Origin of the sequence: Curtobacterium sp. VKM Ac-2884, from assembly GCF_015350945.1 — a bacterium.
GTDB lineage: Bacteria > Actinomycetota > Actinomycetes > Actinomycetales > Microbacteriaceae > Curtobacterium.
Map to the genome: position 1 here is coordinate 349,787 of NZ_JADKSA010000002.1, position 18,331 is coordinate 368,117.

At 71.8% G+C, this 18,331-nt stretch carries 19 protein-coding genes; 14 read left to right on the forward strand and 5 right to left on the reverse strand.

Annotated features, from left to right (window positions below; genetic code table 11):
- Window positions 1-6 precede the first annotated feature (6 nt).
- The 7 genes from ITJ60_RS06120 to ITJ60_RS06150 are packed head-to-tail and all read left to right on the forward strand — an operon-like array spanning window position 7 to window position 8,204.
- Window positions 7-213: a hypothetical protein gene (locus tag ITJ60_RS06120; protein WP_111083557.1), complete on the forward strand. Its 207-nt coding sequence runs from the start codon at window positions 7-9 to the stop codon at window positions 211-213.
- Window positions 214-261: 48 nt separating this feature from the next.
- The gene (locus ITJ60_RS06125) at window positions 262-1,947 is read left to right on the forward strand and encodes a bifunctional 3'-5' exonuclease/DNA polymerase (RefSeq protein ID WP_194647313.1); all 1,686 of its coding nucleotides are present in this window, start codon (window positions 262-264) and stop codon (window positions 1,945-1,947) included.
- Window positions 1,948-1,970: 23 nt separating this feature from the next.
- Window positions 1,971-2,222 carry a hypothetical protein gene (locus tag ITJ60_RS06130; protein ID WP_131877760.1) on the forward strand — a complete coding sequence of 84 codons (252 nt, stop codon included), beginning with the start codon at window positions 1,971-1,973 and terminating at the stop codon, window positions 2,220-2,222.
- A 40-nt stretch (window positions 2,223-2,262) separates the two neighbouring features.
- Window positions 2,263-3,063: a phosphatase PAP2 family protein gene (locus ITJ60_RS06135; protein ID WP_194647314.1), complete on the forward strand. Its 801-nt coding sequence runs from the start codon at window positions 2,263-2,265 to the stop codon at window positions 3,061-3,063.
- Window positions 3,064-3,120: 57 nt separating this feature from the next.
- The gene (locus ITJ60_RS06140; RefSeq protein ID WP_194647315.1) at window positions 3,121-4,725 is read left to right on the forward strand and encodes a serine/threonine-protein kinase; all 1,605 of its coding nucleotides are present in this window, start codon (window positions 3,121-3,123) and stop codon (window positions 4,723-4,725) included.
- A 47-nt stretch (window positions 4,726-4,772) separates the two neighbouring features.
- Complete coding sequence (locus tag ITJ60_RS06145) at window positions 4,773-7,925, forward strand: GH92 family glycosyl hydrolase (protein ID WP_323749113.1); 3,153 nt, start codon at window positions 4,773-4,775, stop codon at window positions 7,923-7,925.
- Between the two features lie 60 nt (window positions 7,926-7,985).
- Window positions 7,986-8,204 (forward strand): hypothetical protein, encoded by a 219-nt coding sequence (locus tag ITJ60_RS06150; protein WP_194647316.1) that lies wholly within the window; start codon window positions 7,986-7,988, stop codon window positions 8,202-8,204.
- A 118-nt stretch (window positions 8,205-8,322) separates the two neighbouring features.
- Here the strand turns inward: ITJ60_RS06150 and ITJ60_RS06155 are convergent, their stop codons facing one another.
- The 4 genes from ITJ60_RS06155 to ITJ60_RS06170 form a co-directional block, all read right to left on the reverse strand.
- Window positions 8,323-8,847 (reverse strand): hypothetical protein, encoded by a 525-nt coding sequence (locus ITJ60_RS06155; RefSeq protein ID WP_194647317.1) that lies wholly within the window; start codon window positions 8,845-8,847, stop codon window positions 8,323-8,325.
- Between the two features lie 117 nt (window positions 8,848-8,964).
- Entirely contained in the window at window positions 8,965-9,501 is a 537-nt protein-coding gene (locus ITJ60_RS06160; protein WP_194647318.1) for a GNAT family N-acetyltransferase, read from the reverse strand.
- 22 nt (window positions 9,502-9,523) lie between these two features.
- Window positions 9,524-10,462, reverse strand: coding sequence for an aldo/keto reductase (locus tag ITJ60_RS06165; RefSeq protein ID WP_123339551.1), 939 nt, complete (start codon window positions 10,460-10,462; stop codon window positions 9,524-9,526).
- Between the two features lie 76 nt (window positions 10,463-10,538).
- Window positions 10,539-11,294 carry an SDR family NAD(P)-dependent oxidoreductase gene (locus ITJ60_RS06170; protein ID WP_194647319.1) on the reverse strand — a complete coding sequence of 252 codons (756 nt, stop codon included), beginning with the start codon at window positions 11,292-11,294 and terminating at the stop codon, window positions 10,539-10,541.
- A 35-nt stretch (window positions 11,295-11,329) separates the two neighbouring features.
- On the opposite strand from ITJ60_RS06170, the gene ITJ60_RS06175 reads away from it, so the two are divergent.
- On the forward strand, window positions 11,330-12,160 hold the full coding sequence (locus ITJ60_RS06175) for a putative RNA methyltransferase (protein WP_194647320.1): 831 nt from the start codon (window positions 11,330-11,332) through the stop codon (window positions 12,158-12,160).
- 19 nt (window positions 12,161-12,179) lie between these two features.
- Here ITJ60_RS06175 and ITJ60_RS06180 read toward each other — a convergent pair whose 3' ends face one another.
- Window positions 12,180-12,599: a VOC family protein gene (locus ITJ60_RS06180; RefSeq protein WP_194647321.1), complete on the reverse strand. Its 420-nt coding sequence runs from the start codon at window positions 12,597-12,599 to the stop codon at window positions 12,180-12,182.
- A 62-nt stretch (window positions 12,600-12,661) separates the two neighbouring features.
- Between ITJ60_RS06180 and ITJ60_RS06185 the strand changes: the two genes are divergently transcribed.
- The 6 genes from ITJ60_RS06185 (at window position 12,662) to kdpC (ending at window position 18,316) form a co-directional block, all read left to right on the forward strand.
- Window positions 12,662-13,609 (forward strand): helix-turn-helix transcriptional regulator, encoded by a 948-nt coding sequence (locus tag ITJ60_RS06185; RefSeq protein WP_194647322.1) that lies wholly within the window; start codon window positions 12,662-12,664, stop codon window positions 13,607-13,609.
- A 79-nt stretch (window positions 13,610-13,688) separates the two neighbouring features.
- The gene (locus ITJ60_RS06190; RefSeq protein WP_185040724.1) at window positions 13,689-13,841 is read left to right on the forward strand and encodes a hypothetical protein; all 153 of its coding nucleotides are present in this window, start codon (window positions 13,689-13,691) and stop codon (window positions 13,839-13,841) included.
- A complete protein-coding gene (locus tag ITJ60_RS06195) occupies window positions 13,838-13,927 on the forward strand; it encodes a potassium-transporting ATPase subunit F (RefSeq protein WP_017887940.1) in 90 nt (29 codons plus the stop codon). Before ITJ60_RS06190 ends, ITJ60_RS06195 begins: the two co-directional genes overlap by 4 nt.
- Window positions 13,927-15,615, forward strand: a complete 1,689-nt coding sequence (gene kdpA, locus ITJ60_RS06200) for a potassium-transporting ATPase subunit KdpA (RefSeq protein ID WP_194647323.1) — start codon at window positions 13,927-13,929, stop codon at window positions 15,613-15,615. Before ITJ60_RS06195 ends, kdpA begins: the two co-directional genes overlap by 1 nt.
- Window positions 15,612-17,708, forward strand: a complete 2,097-nt coding sequence (kdpB, locus tag ITJ60_RS06205) for a potassium-transporting ATPase subunit KdpB (RefSeq protein ID WP_194647324.1) — start codon at window positions 15,612-15,614, stop codon at window positions 17,706-17,708. Before kdpA ends, kdpB begins: the two co-directional genes overlap by 4 nt.
- Window positions 17,709-17,710: 2 nt before the next feature.
- Entirely contained in the window at window positions 17,711-18,316 is a 606-nt protein-coding gene (gene kdpC, locus ITJ60_RS06210; protein ID WP_194647325.1) for a potassium-transporting ATPase subunit KdpC, read from the forward strand.
- The last annotated feature ends 15 nt before the right edge of the window (window positions 18,317-18,331 follow it).

Sequence of the window (18,331 nt, forward strand, 5' to 3'; positions counted from 1 at the left end):
CAGCGCATGACGAAGCCCGACCACGACCACCTCGACGACGGCGTGGACATGACGTTCGAGGAACGACGCCAGGACACCTTCCGGCGCATGTCCGGGTCCGACGCCCACGACGCCGACCCCCGGGTCGAGGTGTCCCGTGCCGAGGACGGCGACGTCCGCATCGACGTCGCCGACACCGCAGCCGTGCGCCCCGGCGGTCCGAAGCGCGCCTGAACGGCCGCCCCGTCAGCCGGTGACGGTGGGGCACGGCATGATCGTTCCGTGCACCTCGTCCTCCGCCGTGTCGACGGCGGCGTCCTCGCGACGCCCCTGACCGACTCGGGGACCGCTGACGGTGAGCCGATGCGCGTCGACGAGTCGGGCCTCCCGGCCTTCGTCGCGGCGCACGACGCACCGAGCGTGCGCTGGGTGTGGGACGACACCGCACGCTGGTACCCGGCCGTGCTCGCCGCCGGCGGACGCGTGGGGCGCTGCGTCGACCTGCGGTTGTGCCGACGGATCCTCCGCGCGGCGTTGGCCGCGCGCGGTTCCGCACTCGCGGCCGCACCGGCGGACGCGCTCGACGCGCCGGTGGCGGAGGCCCGGGTCGTCCGGCCGACGCAGGCCCAGCTCTTCGACGACGCCCTGTTCACCGCGTCGGTGCCGGACGACGACGTCGACCCGGTCGCCGAGTTCCGGGCAGAGCTCGCCGCGGTCGCGGGGTCGGCCTCGCCCGGCGCCCTCCGCCTGCTGACGACGGCGGAGTCCGCCGGAGCCCTCGTCGCGGCGGAGATGCTGCACGCGGGGCTGCCGTGGCGTGCCGACGTGCACGAGCGCCTGCTCGAGGAGACGCTCGGGCCGCGCGTCCCGTACGGCGTGCGGCCGCGCCGGCTCGAGGAGATCGCCGCCGTCGTGCGCGAGCGCCTCGACGACCCGACGCTCAACCCGGACTCGCCGGCCGACGTCCTGCGCTCGCTGCGCCGTGCGGGGCTCATGGTGACGAGCACCCGCAAGTGGGAGCTGCAGGAGATCGAGCACCCCGTCATCGAACCGCTGCTCGAGTACAAGCGACTCGCGCGGCTCCTGACGGCGAACGGCTGGACGTGGCTCGACGACTGGGTGCGCGACGGGCGGTTCCACCCGAAGTACGTGGTCGGCGGCGTCGTCACCGGACGCTGGGCGGCCGACGGCGGGGGAGCGATGCAGCTGCCGAAGGGCATCCGCGGGGCGGTCGTCGCCGACCCGGGCTGGAAGCTCGTCGTGGCCGACGCTGCGCAGCTGGAGCCACGCGTGCTCGCCGCGATGGCCGGTGACCGCGCGATGGCCGCCGCGGGCGACGGACGCGATCTGTACGACGGCGTCGTGGCCTCGGGCGCGGTCGAGACCCGGCAGCAGGCGAAGGTGGCCATGCTGGGCGCGATGTACGGCGCCACCCAGGGCGAGGGCGGCCGGCTCGTCCCGCGCCTGGTGCGGGCGTTCCCGCGTGCGCTCGACCTGGTCGAACGCGCCGCGCGGGCGGGGGAGCGGGGCGAACCCGTCACGACGTTGCTCGGTCGGACGTCACCCGTGCCGGAGTCGTCGTGGTTCGAGGCCAGGAACCAGGCCTACACGGTCGAGGGGACCCCGGCGATGCAGCGTGCCGTCGAGTCCCGGGCGCGGAGCTGGGGGCGGTTCACCCGGAACTTCGTGGTGCAGGGGACCGCGGCCGAGTGGGCGCTCGCGTGGATGGGGTCGTTGCGCTCCCGGCTCACCGCGCGGTTCCCCGGGGCCGTGACGGACGGCCCGCACCTGGTGTTCTTCGTGCACGACGAGATCGTGGTGCACGCGCCGGAGGAGCACGCCGAGTGGGTGGCGACGCAGATCGGTGAAGCCGCGGTCGACGCCGGTCGGCTGTTGTTCCAGGACTTCCCGGTGACGTTCCCGCTGTCGGTCGCGGTGGTGGGGGCGTACTCCGAGGCGAAGGACTGACCGGTACCTGGTTGCATGGTGTCGTGACGACTCCGTACCGAAGGTCAGACCACCGGGGCGCCGCCGTACTGCTCACGGTGCTGGTGGTGGTCTGTTGGGTGGCCACGATCGCGTTGCCGATCGTCGCCCTGTCGTTGATGCTCCACGTCGAGGCGCCGGCGGAGCGGGCCGTCCCGATCGTCATCGCGTGGTTCATGACCCCGTTCATGACCGCGGTCGGTGTGACCATAGGGCTCGTCATCCTCCAGCGGTCTCGCCGGGCGAGCAGGCAGTAGTCGCTCGGCGGTTCCCGGGCGCTTCGGGCAGGGTGGACGGATGGACACCGAACGCGGGGCCGCCGCCGACCGCACCGTCGGCGAGGTCGACCTCACCCGCTGGCGCACCCGCGCGGGCCGGGCGACCGCGCAGGGGTGGACCACCCTCGGCCACCGGTACGGCGCGATGCCGCTCCTGCTGCTCACGCTGGCCGTCGGGATCGGCATCGCCGTCGTTGCGACCTGGCTCGCCTCCGAGGTCTACGACGCCGTCCGCGAAGCCGACGACGTCGCGGTGCTCGACCGTCCGGTGCTCGACTGGGCACTCACCCTCCGGTCGCCCGTGGGGGATCGCCTGGTCACGTGGTGGACCGACATCGCGGGCACGATCGGCATGCCCATCGTCGCCCTCGGGTTCCTGGTCGGGTTCACCATCCAGCGTCGGGCGTGGACCCCGTTGGTGCTGCTCGTCGCGGCGAGTGGCGGCTCGCTGCTCATGACGATCGCGGGCAAGGACCTCATCGGTCGAGCGCGTCCGCCGCTCTCCGACGCGGTGCCGCCGTACGAGCACTCGCCGTCGTTCCCGTCCGGCCACACCCTCAACGCGACGGTGATCGTGGGGACGATCGTGTACCTGTTGCTCCTGCGACAGTCGCGGGTCGTCACGCGGGTGTGGACGATCGTCGTCGGCACCCTGTTCGTGCTGTCGGTCGGGGCCTCGAGGGTGTTCCTCGGGCACCACTGGCTCACCGACGTTCTGGCGGCGTGGGCGCTGGGGCTCGCCTGGCTCGCCCTCGTGATCACGGCGCACCGGCTGTACCTGACGGCGCTCCGCCACGGTGCCGAGCCCACCCCGGCCTGACCCGGATCAGGGACCGGCGGCAGAGCCCCGTCAGCCGCTACCGGTAGGTTGCCCCGCATGGAAGAACGGGTCTTCGGCGGCAGGTACCGCGTCACGGGCACGCTCGGACACGGTGGCATGGCGTCCGTGTACCGGGCGGTCGACGAGCAGCTCGGCCGCGAGGTCGCCGTCAAGGTGTTCCGCATCGGACCGGTCGACCACGGCGAGCGCGCCCGAGCCGAGTCGGAGATCCAGACCCTCGCGACACTGCGCAGCCCGACCCTCGTCACCCTGTACGACGCCGCCCTCGACGACGAGGACGGGGACTCGTACCTCGTCATGGAGCTCGTCCCCGGCAGCGACCTCGCCACCCGACTGCGCGAGGGACCGCTCGACCCCACGACCGCGGCCCGTGTCGGCTCGCAGGTGGCCGACGGGCTGAGCGCCGTGCACGCGCAGGGCATCGTCCACCGCGACGTGAAGCCCGCCAACGTGCTGCTCGAACGCGACGGCACCCACGTCAAGCTCGCCGACTTCGGCATCGCCCTGCTCCGTGACGCCTCGCGCGTGACCGGCACCGGCACCGTGATGGGGACGGCTGCGTACCTGGCGCCGGAGCAGGTCCTCGCGCAGGAGATCACCGGCAAGGCCGACGTCTACGCGCTCGGGCTGGTGCTGCTCGAGTGCATGACCGGCAAGACGCCGTTCCCGGGCAGCGCGATCGAGTCCGCGACCGCGCGGCTGACCCGCAGCCCGGAGATCGACCAGCACCTGCCGACGGCCTGGCGCACGCTCCTGCACGTGATGACCGCGCAGGACCCGTCCGAGCGCCCGAGCGCGGCCGAGGCAGCCGAACGACTGCGCGCCCTGGGCCGCGACGAGCCCTCCACCGCGACACAGCTCCTGCCCGGCGGGCCCGGAACACTCACGGCGGCCGCAGGCGGTGCGGCGGCCGGTGCTGCCGCGGCCGGTGCCGCCGCCGCAGCCACGGCTCCGATGGCCGCGCACGCGGACGACGCGACCCGCGTGATGCCGGCGAGTAGCGCCTCCCGTCCGGGTGGACAGCCGGGTGCGGACGACGCGACCCGTGTGATGGACGCCCAGCAGCCGAACGTCGCGGACGACGTGTCGACCACCGTCCTCGGTGCCCAGCGCGGCGCCGGCGGCCCGACCGGCGCCGGCGGAGGGGTGCCACCCGCGGCCCCGCCCGTCCGCCCGGGCACCGGCGACGACCCGGCGCAGCGCGAGAAGCGGCGGAAGGGACCGATCATCACGGCGATCGTCGTGGTGATCCTGGTGCTCGTCGGCATCGGTGTCGCGGTCTTCGCCCTGAACGGGGACGGCGACAGCACGCCCGCACCGACGGACTCGACCTCGACCGCACCGCCCGAGCAGGAGCCAAGCGAGGACCAACAGCCGAGCGACGAGCAGCAGCAGCCGAGCGAACCGGCCGAGCAGCAGCCCTCCGAACCGGCCGAGCAACCGTCCGAGCCTGCTGAGCAGCCGAGCGAGGAACCGAGCGAACCGGCACAACCGACGCAGGACCCGCCGGTCGGTCCCGAGCCGAGCAGCCCGGCGTCCAACCCGGTGCAGCAACCCCAGGACGGCACCGGCGCGGCGGACACCGCGGTCGACTCCGCGCCCGGCAAGTCCGAGAACGCCCCCGGGCAGAACAAGGGCTGACACGCCGAGCGTTTTCGTCCAGACGCTGGACCAAATACGCTGGACCCGTGCGAGAACTGCAACGGAGCGGTGGGCCGACGACGGCCGTCGCGGCGCGGAACGGTGTCGGCTTCGGATCGTCGGAGGGGTGGCTGGTCGAACGACCAGCGGGGGACGGCGCCGTCGTGGCGCTCGTCCCCGGCTCCGGAGGCCGAGTGGTCGCACCCGGCGACGAACTGTCGTGGGTCTGGTTCCCCGAACGCACGCTGCCGCAGGGCGCCACCGAGCCCACCGAGGCGGACCTGCCGCACTTCTGGGATGCCACGGCCTTCGCCGTCGACGTGGTCTTCACCGACGGCACACGACTGAGCGAGCACCAGGCCGTGCGTGGCGGACAGGCTCGCGACCAGTACGGCGACCCGCTCACGCCCGAGGCGCAGGACGCGGCCCGCAAGCAGTGGGTCGACCAGTGGAACCGTCGCGCGGTGGACCTCACGCCGTTCGCGGGGCTCGTCGTCGACCGACTGGAGGCCCGGCTCGGCTCCGACACGCAGTCGTCGGACGCCGACGGGGAGCGTCCAGCCCTGCGCGGCTGGCTCGACGACGTCCGGATCGCCCCGGCACGCCCGGCACCGGTCACACCGCTCGACCACGTCCGAACGACCCGCGGCACGCAGGCGTCGTCCCGGTTCTCCCGCGGCAACAACGCGCCGCTCGTCGGCATCCCGCACGGCGGGGTCTTCGGCCTGCCGATGACCGACGCGTCGAGCAACCGCTGGCCGTACGCCTACCAGGAGCACTCCCGCACCGACGCCGACGGCCGGGTCCGACCGGCGATCCAGGCCTTCGCGACGAGCCACATCCCGTCGCCGTGGATGGGGGACCGCGGGGTGTTCCAGGTCATGCCGTCGCCACTCGACACCCCCGACGTCGACCGGGCCGCCCGCGCGCTCGGCTTCGACCACGACGACGAGATCGACGGTCCGCACCGATACCGGGTCGCCCTCGACCAGGGTGTGACGGCCGAGATGACCGCGGGGGAGTCCGCCCTCGGCTTCCGGTTCACCGGTACCCGCAGCATCGTGCTCGATCACCACGGGTGGGTCTCCGATGTCTCCGTGACCGTCACCGACGGCACCGCCGTGGTGGAGGCCCTGCTCGACGACCGCCCCGGCACCCCGCCACACCACGTGCACGTCCGGATCCCGCACGTGACCGCGGACCACACCAGCATCGGCGAGCACGAGCTGCGCGGCTGGCTGGCCGTGGACGGCACCGCTGTCGTCGACGTCCTGCTCGGCATCTCCACCGTCTCCATCGAGGACGCCCGCGCGAACCTCGACGCCGCCGGCCCCTTCGACGCCATGGGCACCCGCGCCGAGGCGCTCTGGACGGAGAAGCTCGCGACCCTGTCGTTCGACGGAGCCACCCCGGACCAGCTGGTGAGCCTGTACTCCGGCCTCTACCGGCTGTTCCTCTACCCGAACCGTGCCGGCGAGACCGCCCTGACCGGGTCGCCGCACCACCGCTCCCCGTACGGAGCCGTCCTCGCCGACCCGATCCGCGACGAGACCGGGCCGGAGGTCGTCGAGGGGCCGTTCACCACCACGAACGGGTTCTGGGACACCTACCGCACCGCCTGGCCGCTCCTCGGACTCCTCACCCCGGAGACCGCCGGCGAGCTCGCGCAGGGCTTCGTCGAGCACTTCCACGACGGCGGGTGGACGCCGCGCTGGAGCGCCCCCGGCGCCGAGGACTGCATGACGGGCACCACGAGCGACACCGTCTTCGCCGACCTCGCGGTGAAGGGCATCAGCGGGTTCGACCTCGCCGAGGCGTACCGGAGCGCCGTGCGGAACGCGACCGTCCCGCCGCGTGACGAGCGCGTCGGACGGAAGGGGAGCCTCCCGGGAGCCTTCCGCGGCCACGTCGACACCGCGACGTCCGAGGGGATGTCCTGGACCCTCGACGCCGCCATCAACGACTGGGGACTCGCGGTGATGGCGGGGCTGCTCGCGTCGCGGGCGGGCACGCCCGCCGACCTGTCCCGGTACGAGGCCGAGGCGGAGTGGTTCGCCCGGCGATCGCTGCAGTACCGGCACGTGTTCGACTCCGAGCGGGGCTTCTTCATCGGCCGCGACCCCGACGGCTCGTGGCGGGTCGGCACCGAGTTCGACCCGCGCGACTGGGGCGACGACTACACCGAGACGAACGCGTGGGGTACTGCCTTCACCGCACCCCACGACGGCGCCGGCATCGTGGACCTGCACGGCGGCCCGGCGCGGTTCGACGCCGCGCTCGACGCGTTCTTCGCGACACCCGAGACCGGCGCGACCATCCGCTCCGGCGCGTACGGCTTCCCCATCCACGAGATGACCGAGGCCCGCGACGTCCGGATGGGCATGCTCGGCCTGTCCAACCAGCCGGCGCACCACATCCCGTTCTTCCCGATGTTCACCGGTCGGCACGACGACGCGCACCGGATCGTCCGCGAGTCGCTCGAGCGGCTGTTCGTCGGCTCCGATCTCGGCCAGGGCTACCCCGGCGACGAGGACAACGGCGAGATGAGCGCCTGGTACGTCTTCGCGACGATCGGCCTGTACCCGCTGGCGCCGTCCACGGGCACCTACGTGCTCGTGCCGCCGTCGGTCCGCAGGACGGTGCTGCGGCAGCCGGGAGGCGCGGAGACCGTCATCGAGGTCGCCGACGGTTCCGCAGGGGCGTACGTCGCGTCGGTGACGGTCGACGGCTCGCCCTGGACCTCGGTCAGCATCCCGCACCACGTGGTGGTGTCGGCGTCGCACATCGTCTTCACGCTGTCGTCCGAACCGCAGGGCTGGGCGTCGGACACCCGCCCGGTCTCGGCCTCCGAGGTCCACGGCTACCGGGACGCCCCGGTCGACCTGCTGCCCGTCGGAGCCTCGGCGCTCACCGACGACACCGGCCGCACCGTCACGGCGCTCGCCGCGGGGGAGTCGGTGTCCTTCGACGTGTCGTGCCCCGCCGCCTCGTTGTACACCGTGACGGTGGCATCGCCGGGGTCCTACTCGTGGCAGGTGTCCCTCGGCGAGACGGTCACGGCCGTCGACGGGGCCGAGTTCACGTGGGCCGGGCAGACCCGGGTGTTCCGGATCATCGGCGGCGGCTCGTCGTTCGTGTTCACGGCGGGTACCGACGTCGGGTTGACCCAGCTCGAGCTGATCGCGGCGGACGGTGCCTGACCTCGACCGCTGATCGGGTCTTCTGCGGCGGTTCAGAGGCGGCACTCAAGGTCGCCCGGCATGCTCGTCGTCATGTCGATCGCGAACTCGTGGGACCCGTCTGGTGGCCGTGCAATCCCGGAGGACCAGGTCCGCGAGGACGGGCTGGAGCTCGACGAGGACCCGGCGATGCTCGGGATCTCCTTCGACGTCGTCGGTGGCGCCTCCGCTGACCCCGCCGCAGTGTCCCCGGTCGACGTGCGCGTCCCGTCCTCGGGGGGCCCGGCCTCCGCCGACTGAAATCCTGGGGTATCGGCCGCCGGGCCGATCGTTGTACCATCGGAGGGCGCGTTGCAGTAGCGGCGCGAAGTGAGCTCGGCAGCCTTCCGGACGGTCGGTGAGCCGAGCTTTGCGCTTTCTACGGTCTGATTGCTGCAGACACGATCATGGGTTGAGAGCGCCGGCGCCAATCGCCACCCTTGGCCTGGCTCCAAGCGATCGCGTCGGCCGCCCACAGAAGCGGCTCGTGGTGCGCGGTCTCGTGTGCGTACGTGAGCGCATCCCGCACCCCGTGTGCATGAACGGCGTCGTAGAGGACCTTCTTGTCAGCGCGCTCGATCGACACGTCTCGCTCGAGTACGATCCGCTCGTGTCCGGCGCTCGCCGCGAGCGCAACGAGCTCACGCAGGCACGCTTCACGGTCGCTCGGCTCGTGCTTCAGGTCGGAACGGACGAGGTGTGCGCGCACTCCGATCTGGTCCAGGGTCGACAGGACGTGACGCCGTCGAGAATCGCTCTCACTGGTGAAGTGGAGTCGTCGTTGACCGGGCAGTACGAGGGCTCGTATCTTCCGGCGGAGCGTCGTCTGCTCACCTGGGGCAACGACAACGGCGACCATGAGGTAGCCCTTCGTCTTCGATTCGTCGACGACGAGCGACGTCATCGACTCGAGTCGGTGGACCGGCCACCGAGAGAACTGGCGGGCTCCGGCATGGGACGAGTCTGCCACTGATGTTTCAGTGGATCGGGCCGCCTCGCCGCCGCTGGGGAGACGTGCGGTTCACGCTTGCCGGTCTGCGCCGACGCCAGGGACGCGGCACTTGAAGCCGACGTGGGACGCGGTGAATCCGAGGCGCTCGTAGAACCGGTGCGCGTCCGTGCGGGCGGCGTCCGAGGTGAGCTGCACGAGCGGGGTCCCGAGGTCCGGCGCTGCGACGTCGGTCACCCAGCGCATCAGCGCGCTGCCGATGCCGCCGGAGCGGAGTGCGCTGCTCACGCGGACGGCCTCGACCAGCAACCGCGTCGAACCGCGGCGGGCCATGCCCGGGATACGGGTGAGCTGCAGCGTGCCGACGAGCCGACCGGACTCGTCCTCGGCGACCAGCAGCGCGTTCGTCGGGTCCTCGGTGATCGATCGAAGGGCCGCGGCGTACTGCGGGCGGTCCTCCGGGGCGGCGACATCGCCGCGGGCGGCACTGATCGGGTCGTCGGACAACAGCGCCATCAGGGCGTCGAGGTCGCCGTCGGCCGCGTTCCGCACCACCACCGAACCGGCGCGGGCGGACAGGCGGACGGGCAGGGTGAGGTCGTGGAGCACGACTCCACCCTGCCCGACGGACTCACGGAACGGTGTGCCCAGCAGCGGTGAAGATCCGGTACCACTCCTCACGCGACAGCTCGACGTCCGAGCCGGCCGCCGAGTCGCGGACACGCTGCGGGTTCGTCGTGCCGAGGACGACCTGGAAGTGCGCGGGGTGCCGGGTGATCCAGGCGACGGCGATGCCGGTCGGGGTGACCCCGTGCGCGGCGGCGATCTCCTCGAGGGCGTCGTTGAGGTCGGCGTACTGTTCGCGGTCGCCGAGGAAGACGCCGTCGAAGAACCCCTTCTGGAACGGCGACCAGGCCTGCAGCGTGATGTCGTTGATCCGCGAGTAGTTGAGGATGTCGTTGTCGCGGGAGATCGACTGGTCGAGGCCCCCCATGTTCGCCGTGAGGCCCTGCGCGATGACGTTGGCGTGGGTGATGCTCAGCTGCACCTGGTTGAACGCGAGCGGCTGGCGAACGTGCTTCTTGAGCAGGTCGACCTGGCCGGGGGTGTGGTTCGAGACCCCGAAGTGGTGCACCTTGCCTGCGGCGTGCAGCTCGTCGAAGGCCTTCGCGACCTCTTCCGGCTCGACCAGGGCGTCGGGGCGGTGCAGGAGCAGGACGTCGACGTACTCGGTCTGCAGCGCGGCGAGCGATTCGTGCACGGACTCGAGGATGTGCTCGTACGAGAAGTCGAAGTACGCGCCCTTCGGCGTCGGTCGGATGCCGACCTTGGTCTGCAGCACGATCTCGGCGCGCTCCGCGGGCGACAGCGTGACGGCCGCGCCGAACCGCTCCTCGCAGCCGTGCCACTCGCCGTACACCGCGGCGTGGTCGAACATGTTCACGCCCGCGTCACGCGAGGCGCTGTAGAGCGCGCGGATGTCCTCGTCGCTCATGTCGTTGATCCGCATCAAGCCGACGACGACGTCGGATGCGGTGAGGTCCGTCTGTGGCAACTCCAGTGTCTTCACGCCCACGATCCTGCCAGCCGGTCCCCGGTGCAGGCAGGCCCTGCCAGTACCCCAGGCCGGCGCATCGGGCACCCGCTCAGTGCACGGAGAACCCGCCGTCCACCGCGATGGACTGCCCCGTGACGTACGCCGAACCAGGGCCGGCGAGGAACACGGCAGCGGCAGCGAAGTCCGACGCGAGTCCGTTCCGGCCGACCAGCGTCCGCGCCGCGAGCGCTGACACCGCGGCCGGGTCGGAACCGAGCCGCTCGTTGAGCGGGGTGCGCACGAAACCGGGGATGAGGACGTTGGAGGTGACCCCCTGCGCGGACCAGGCCTCCGCTTGGGACCGGGCCAGTGCCTCCAGGCCGGCCTTGGAGACCCCGTACGCGCCACTCGCGGCGAACGGACGGTGCGCCTGCTGCGAGCTGATGCTGATGATCCGGCCGTGGCCACGTGCTGCCATGCCGGGCGCGAGACGCTGCCCCAGGACGAACGGGGCGTCGAGGTTCACGGCCATCGTGGCGTCCCAGGTGTCCTCGTCGAGGTCGGCCATCGGCGGCCGGAGGTTGATCCCCGCGGAGTTCACGAGGACGTCGACGTCGCCCGCCGCGTCGGCGAGGGCGTGTGCCCCGGCACGCGAGGACAGGTCCGCGACGATGCCGTCGGCCGATCCTCCAGCGGCGCGGACGTCGTCGACCGTCGCGTCGATGGTTGACCGTGTCCGAGCAGCGACGAGCACGTGCGCACCCGCGTCGGCGAGTGCGGTGGCGATGGCGCGTCCGATGCCGGAACTGCCTCCCGTCACCAGGGCGGTGCGTCCGTCGAGGCCGAAGAGCTGCTGCAGCGACATCCGGCCAGGCTAGCGAGGCCCCGTACGCTGGGCCGGTGCGTGACGACCTGCTGCCGATGCTCGCCTGCCCCGTGTGCGCCGAGCCCCTCGGCCGCGTCGACGGCGGCCAGGTCGGCTGCTCGAACGGACACCGGTTCGACGAGGCGAAGCAGGGCCACCTGACGCTCCTGCCCGCGAAGCGCCGTGCACTCACCGCGGACACCCCGGAGATGGTCGACGCCCGGCTGCGGTTCCTGGGGCGCGGGCACTACGCGCCCGTCGAGCGGGCGCTCGCTGACGCCGTCGCCGAGGCGACGGCCCCCGGCATCGTGCTCGACGTCGGGTCCGGTCCGGGAACGTACCTGGCGCATGCGCTGGACGCAGCGCACGTTCCGGACGGTGCGGACGGGAGGCTCGGGGTCGCGTTGGACCTGTCGGCCATCGCGATCCGACGGGCGGCCCGCGTCCACGAACGTGCCGGAGCCGTCGTCGGGGACGTGACCGAGCGCCTCCCGGTCGTCGACCACGCTGCCGCCGTCGTCCTCGACGTCTTCGCACCGCGCAACCAGACCGAGTACGCCCGCGTCCTGCACCCCGACGGCGTGCTGGTCGTCGTGATCCCGCGCACCGGCCACCTGGCTGAGCTGGCCGAGGCGACGATCTCCGTCGACCCGGAGAAGGAGCGGCGGCTGCACGACTCGCTCACGCCGTCGTTCGTCCTGCGGTCCTCCGAGCACCTGACCTGGACGATGGACCTCTCCGCCGAGGACGTCCACGACGTCGTGCACATGGGGCCGAGTCATCACCACGTCGCACCGGACGCGGTGTTCGCCCCGGCGACGGTGACGGCCGCGGTCACGGTGTCGACGTGGTCGCCGACGCGCTGACCGCGGCCACCGCGACCGACTACTCCTGAGCCGGGGCGACGTCGAGCGCCCAGATCACCCCGAACTTGTCGCGCAGCTGGCCGGCGAGCGGGGACCACGCCGCCGGGCCGAACGGCTGCCGGATCTCCGCGCCCTCGGACAGCCCCTCCCACGCTGCGGTGATCTCGTCCGCATCCGTGCCGCTCAGGTACACGTAGAAGGCGTTCGTGCCCTGGTCGTAGGGCTGGCCGGGCCACACGTCGAAGGCCATCACACGGATGCCGCTGGCGGTCTGCACCTGCCCCCAGACGACGCGGTCGGCCCAGGCGGGCTCGTCGGTGGCGCCCATCGCGCCGTAGCTCATGGACTGCGGTTCGGTGCCGAGCGCTGCCGCGTAGAAGTCGAGGGCCTCGCGGGCGTTGCCGTCGAAGTTGAGGTGGGGAGTCGTCGTGATCGTCATGGAACGAGGATGGCGGTCAATGCGGTCAGATCGTGTCCGCTTCTCCGGCGAGAATGATCGACATGGCCGGACCTTCCTCGCGCATGCTCGCGCTGCTGTCACTGCTGCAGGTGCACCGTGACTGGCCGGGCGACGAGCTCGCCGGACGCCTCGAGGTCAGCCCTCGCACGGTCCGCCGCGACGTCGACCGGCTCCGCGAGCTCGGGTACCGGGTCGAGGCACTGCGCGGGCCCGCCGGCGGGTACCGGCTCGCAGCGGGCTCGGACCTGCCGCCCCTGCTGTTCGACGACGACCAGGCCGTGGCGATCGCCCTGGCGCTCGCCGTCGCGCCCGCGTCGGGCGCGGACATTGCCGAGTCGGCTGCCCGAGCACTGGCGACGGTCCGGCAGGTCATGCCCGCGCGGCTCCGGTCGCGCATCGACGCGGTGCAGGCGGTCTCGACGTCCGGGCGGACCCGCACCGACCCGGACGTGCTCGTCGCGGTGAGCGAGGCCGTCCACCTGCGCGAGGTCTTCCGCTTCGGGTACGGCGAGGACGAGACCCTGCACCGGGTGGAACCGCACGCCGTCGTCGCCCGGAACGGCCGCTGGTACCTGCTCGACTGGGACCTCGACCGCGACGACTGGCGCACCCACCGTGTCGACCGGATCACCCCGCGGATGCGCACACGGGTGCCCTTCACCCCGCGGCCCGTGCCCGGTGGCGACCCCGCGGCCTTCGTGTCGGCGCGGTTCAAGGGATCGGCGCAGGCCGACGTGTGGCCGTGCGTCGGTTCGGTCACCGTGACGGCCGCCGACGCACGGACGATCACGCCCTACCTGCCCGAGGACGCCGTCGTCGAACCCCTGTCCGACGAACGGAGCCGCGTGACGCTCGGCTCGTGGTCCTGGTCGGGGCTCGCCGGAGCGTTCGCGGGGTTCGCGGTCGACTTCGTGGTCGAGGGTCCCGAGGACCTCCGCGTCGCCGTCGGTGCGCTGGCGACGCGGCTCAGGGCGGCGAGCGCGCGTTAGCGGGGCGCATGCGTCCGCCGGGGCGGCGTGAGGAAACCGTTAGGAGCGGCCTGGAGGCCCGGCGCAGGACCCAGCATCGGTGACGGCACCACACGTGGTGCCGTCCGCGTCGCCCGGCGCGGACACCGCAGACCTTCTGGAGTCCCTCGTGTTCGACGTGTTCGTCGTCGCCGGTGTCCTCGCCGTGTTCGGCGTGGTGGCACTGATCGCCAAGGGGGTGGAACGGCTGTGATCGGCATCACCATCGCGGCCGCCGTCCTCGGCATCGCCGCAGTCGTGTACCTCGTCTGGGCGCTCGTGCGTCCGGAGCGGTTCTGATGGGCGCGGGCACCGCGGACGTCTGGGCGGGGATCGTCCAGGTCGCCACGCTCGTCCTGCTGCTCGTCGTCGCCTACCGTCCCCTCGGCGACTGGATGGCGAAGGTCTTCACACCCGTCCGGCACAACCGGATCGAGCGCGGGGTCTACCGGCTGATCGGGGTCGACCCGGACGCCGAGCAGTCGTGGCCCGTGTACCTGCGCGGCGTGCTGCTCTTCAGCGTCGTCGGCCTCCTGCTCGTCTACCTGCTGCAGCGCATCCAGGTCGTGCTGCCCGGCGACCTCGGGCTGCCCGCCGTGGGCCCGTCGCTCGCGTTCAACACCGCGGCGTCGTTCGTCGCGAACACGAACTGGCAGTCGTACTCACCCGAGGCCACCGTCGGGTACAGCGTGCAGATGGCCGGCCTCGCGGTGCAGAACTTCCTGTCCGCAGCCGTCGGGCTCGCCGTCGCCGTGGCGCTGGTCCGCGGGTTCGCCCGGCGCAAGTCCGGCACGCTCGGCAACGTGTGGGTCGACGTCGTCCGCGGCGTCGGTCGACTGCTGCTGCCCGGCGCGTTCGTCTTCGCGATCGTGCTCGTCGCCGGCGGCGTCATCCAGTCGTGGGGGAGCGGCACCGACGTCACCACGCTGGTCGGCGGCACGCAGCACCTGCCCGACGGGTTCGTGGCGTCGCAGGAGGCGATCAAGGAACTCGGCACGAACGGCGGCGGCTACTTCAACGTCAACTCGGCGCACCCGTTCGAGAACCCGCAGGCGTGGACGAACCTGGTCGAGGTCTTCCTGATGCTCGTCATCCCGTTCTCGCTGCCGCGCACCTTCGGCCGGATGGTCGGTGACGACCGCCAGGGCTACGCGATCCTCGCCGTGATGGGCGCGATCTTCCTCGTGTCCCTGTCGGTGATGTCGATCGCCGAGCTCGGTGGCGGCGGACTCGCCACGCACGCAGCCGGCGCCGCGATGGAGGGCAAGGAGACCCGGTTCGGGATCCTCGGCACCACCCTGTTCGGCACGACGTCGACCGCGACCTCGACCGGTGCGGTGAACGGCATGTTCGACAGCTTCACGCCGATCGGCGGGATGATGGCGATGCTGAACATGATGCTCGGCGAGGTCACCCCCGGCGGCGTCGGCTCCGGCCTGTACGGCATGCTCGTGCTCGCCGTCATCACGGTGTTCATCGGTGGCCTGCTCGTCGGCCGGACGCCGGAGTACCTCGGCAAGAAGATCCGCGCCAAGGAGATGACCTTCGCGGCGCTGTACATCCTGGTCACGCCGACCCTCGTGCTCCTCGCGACCGGACTCTCGCTCGTGATCCCCGGTGTCCGCGAACAGGTGCTCGGCACGTCGATCTTCAACCCCGGCAACCACGGGCTGTCCGAGCTGCTCTACGCCTTCACCTCGGGTGCGAACAACAACGGCTCGGCCTTCGGCGGACTCACCGCGAACACCACGTGGATGAACTCCGCGCTCGGCGTCGTGATGCTGCTCGGCCGCTTCGTCCCGATGGTGTTCGTCCTGGCGCTCGCCGGGTCGCTCGCCGCCCAGGACCGGGTGCCGGAGACCGCCGGCACGCTGCCCACCCACCGCCCGCTGTTCATCGGGCTGCTCGGCGGCGTCGCTGTCATCGTCACCGCACTCACCTACTTCCCGGTGCTCGCACTGGGCCCGCTCGCAGAAGGACTGTCATGACATCCGTGACCTCCGAGCACGAGGCGACCACCGCCCCGGAGCCGGCCACCCGCTCGTCCGCATTCGGACCCCGTCAACTGGTGGCGGGCCTCCCGGGCGCGCTGCGCAAGCTCGATCCGCGACTGATGTGGCGGAACCCCGTCATGTTCATCGTCGAGGTCGGCGCAGCGCTGACGACGGTCGCTGCCGTCGTCGAGCCGTCCGCGTTCACCATCGCCATCGCGGTGTGGCTCTGGTTGACCGTCGTCTTCGCGAACCTGGCGGAGTCGGTGGCCGAGGGGCGGGGCAAGGCGCAGGCCGACACGCTGCGGAAGACCCGCTCGACCACGAGCGCCCGCCGGGTGCTCGGCTACGACCCGGCCGACGCTGCAGCCGTCGGCAACGCGACCGAGGAGATCGCCTCGGTCGACCTGGCCAAGGGCGACGTGGTCGTGGTCGTCGCGGGCGAGGTCATCCCAGGCGACGGTGACGTCATCGACGGCATCGCGTCCGTCGACGAGTCGGCCGTCACGGGTGAGTCCGCGCCCGTCATCCGCGAGTCCGGCGGCGACCGCAGTGCGGTCACCGGCGGCACCCGGGTGCTGTCCGACCGGATCATCGTGCGCATCACCTCGACGCCTGGTGAGACGTTCATCGACCGGATGATCCGCCTCGTCGAGGGTGCAGCCCGGCAGAAGACGCCGAACGAGATCGCACTGAACATCCTGCTCGCCTCGCTGTCGATCGTCTTCGTGATCGTCTGCCTGACGATGCAGCCCATCGCGGGGCTCGTCGGAGCGACGGTCAGCGTCCCCGTCCTGATCGCCCTGCTCGTCTGCCTCATCCCGACCACCATCGGGGCCCTGCTCTCCGCGATCGGCATCGCCGGCATGGACCGGCTCGTGCAGCACAACGTGCTCGCGATGTCGGGCCGCGCGGTCGAGGCCGCCGGTGACATCACGACCCTGCTGCTCGACAAGACCGGCACCATCACGTACGGCAACCGCCGGGCGTCACGGGTGGTGCCGGTGCCGGGCGTGAGCGAGGCCTCGCTGATGGCGGCAGCAGCCCTGTCGAGTGCTGCGGACTCGACGCCCGAAGGTCGTTCGATCGTGTCGCTCGCTGCTGACGCCGGGGTGACGCCGGCGCTGCCGGACGGCGCCGTCGAGGTGCCGTTCACGGCGCAGACGCGCATGTCGGGGCTCGACCTGCCGGACGGGTCGCAGATCCGGAAGGGCGCCGCTGCGGCCGTACTGGCCTGGGCAGACACCCCCGACGCAGGTTTGGTTGCCGCGATCGACTCCACCGTCGCGGAGATCTCCGACCAGGGCGGCACCCCGCTCGTCGTCGGTCGCCGCTCCTCGGACGGCGCGGTCACGTTGCTCGGCGTCGTGCACCTGAAGGACGTCGTCAAGGACGGCATGGCGTCACGGTTCGCCGAGCTCCGATCGATGGGCATCCGCACGGTGATGATCACCGGCGACAACCCCCGGACCGCGGCCGCGATCGCGCACGAGGCCGGCGTCGACGACTTCCTGGCCGAGGCCACCCCGGAGGACAAGCTCGCGTACATCAAGCGCGAGCAGGAGGGCGGCAACCTCGTCGCGATGACCGGCGACGGCACCAACGACGCCCCGGCCCTGGCGCAGGCCGACGTCGGCGTCGCGATGAACACCGGCACGACGGCGGCGAAGGAGGCGGGCAACATGGTCGACCTCGACTCCGACCCGACCAAGCTCATCGACGTCGTCCGCATCGGCAAGCAGTTGCTCATCACCCGCGGGGCCCTGACCACCTTCTCGATCGCCAACGACGTCGCGAAGTACTTCGCGATCATCCCGGCGATGTTCCAGGCGGCGTTCCCCGGGCTCGCGGCCCTGAACATCATGGGGCTGCACAGCCCGTCGTCCGCGATCCTGTCGGCCGTCGTCTTCAACGCGCTCGTCATCGTGGCGCTCATCCCGCTGTCCCTGCGCGGCGTCAAGTACCGCGCTGCCGCAGCGTCGTCGATCCTCGGCCGCAACCTGCTCGTCTACGGGCTCGGCGGCGTGATCGTCCCCTTCATCGGCATCAAACTGATCGACCTCGTGGTCGGTCTCATCCCGGGGTTCTAGTCATGGCATCTGCACGTTCCACCGTCCGTTCCGCTGGTGTGGCGATCCGCCTCACCCTGCTCGCCACCGTCGTGCTCGGCGTCGGCTACCCGCTCGCCGTCTGGGGCGTCGGGCAGGGGGTGTTCCACGAGCAGGCCAACGGCTCGGAGGTCACCGACTCGTCCGGCGCCGTCGTGGGGTCCTCGATCATCGGGCAGTCGTTCTCCGGCAAGCAGGCTGATCGCTGGTTCCAGTCGCGGCCCTCCGCAGCTGGCGAGGACGGCTACGACGCGAACGCGTCCAGTGGCTCGAACCTCGGCCCGAACAACCCGGACCTGCTCAAGGCCGTGAAGGAGCGGCAGCAGGAGGTCGCGAAGGCCGACGGCGTGTCCGTGTCCGAGGTGCCGGCCGACGCCGTGACGGCGTCGGGCTCGGGCCTCGACCCGGACATCAGCCCTGAGTACGCACTCCAGCAGGTGCAGCGGGTGGCGTCCGCGCGGGGCCTGTCGGTCGACGATGTGCGGACGCTCGTGACCGAGCACACCGAGTCGCGCCAGCTCGGGTTCCTCGGCGAGCCCGTCGTGAACGTGCTGGCCCTGAACCTCGCGCTGGCGAAGGCGTCCTCGTGATCGATCGCACCCCGC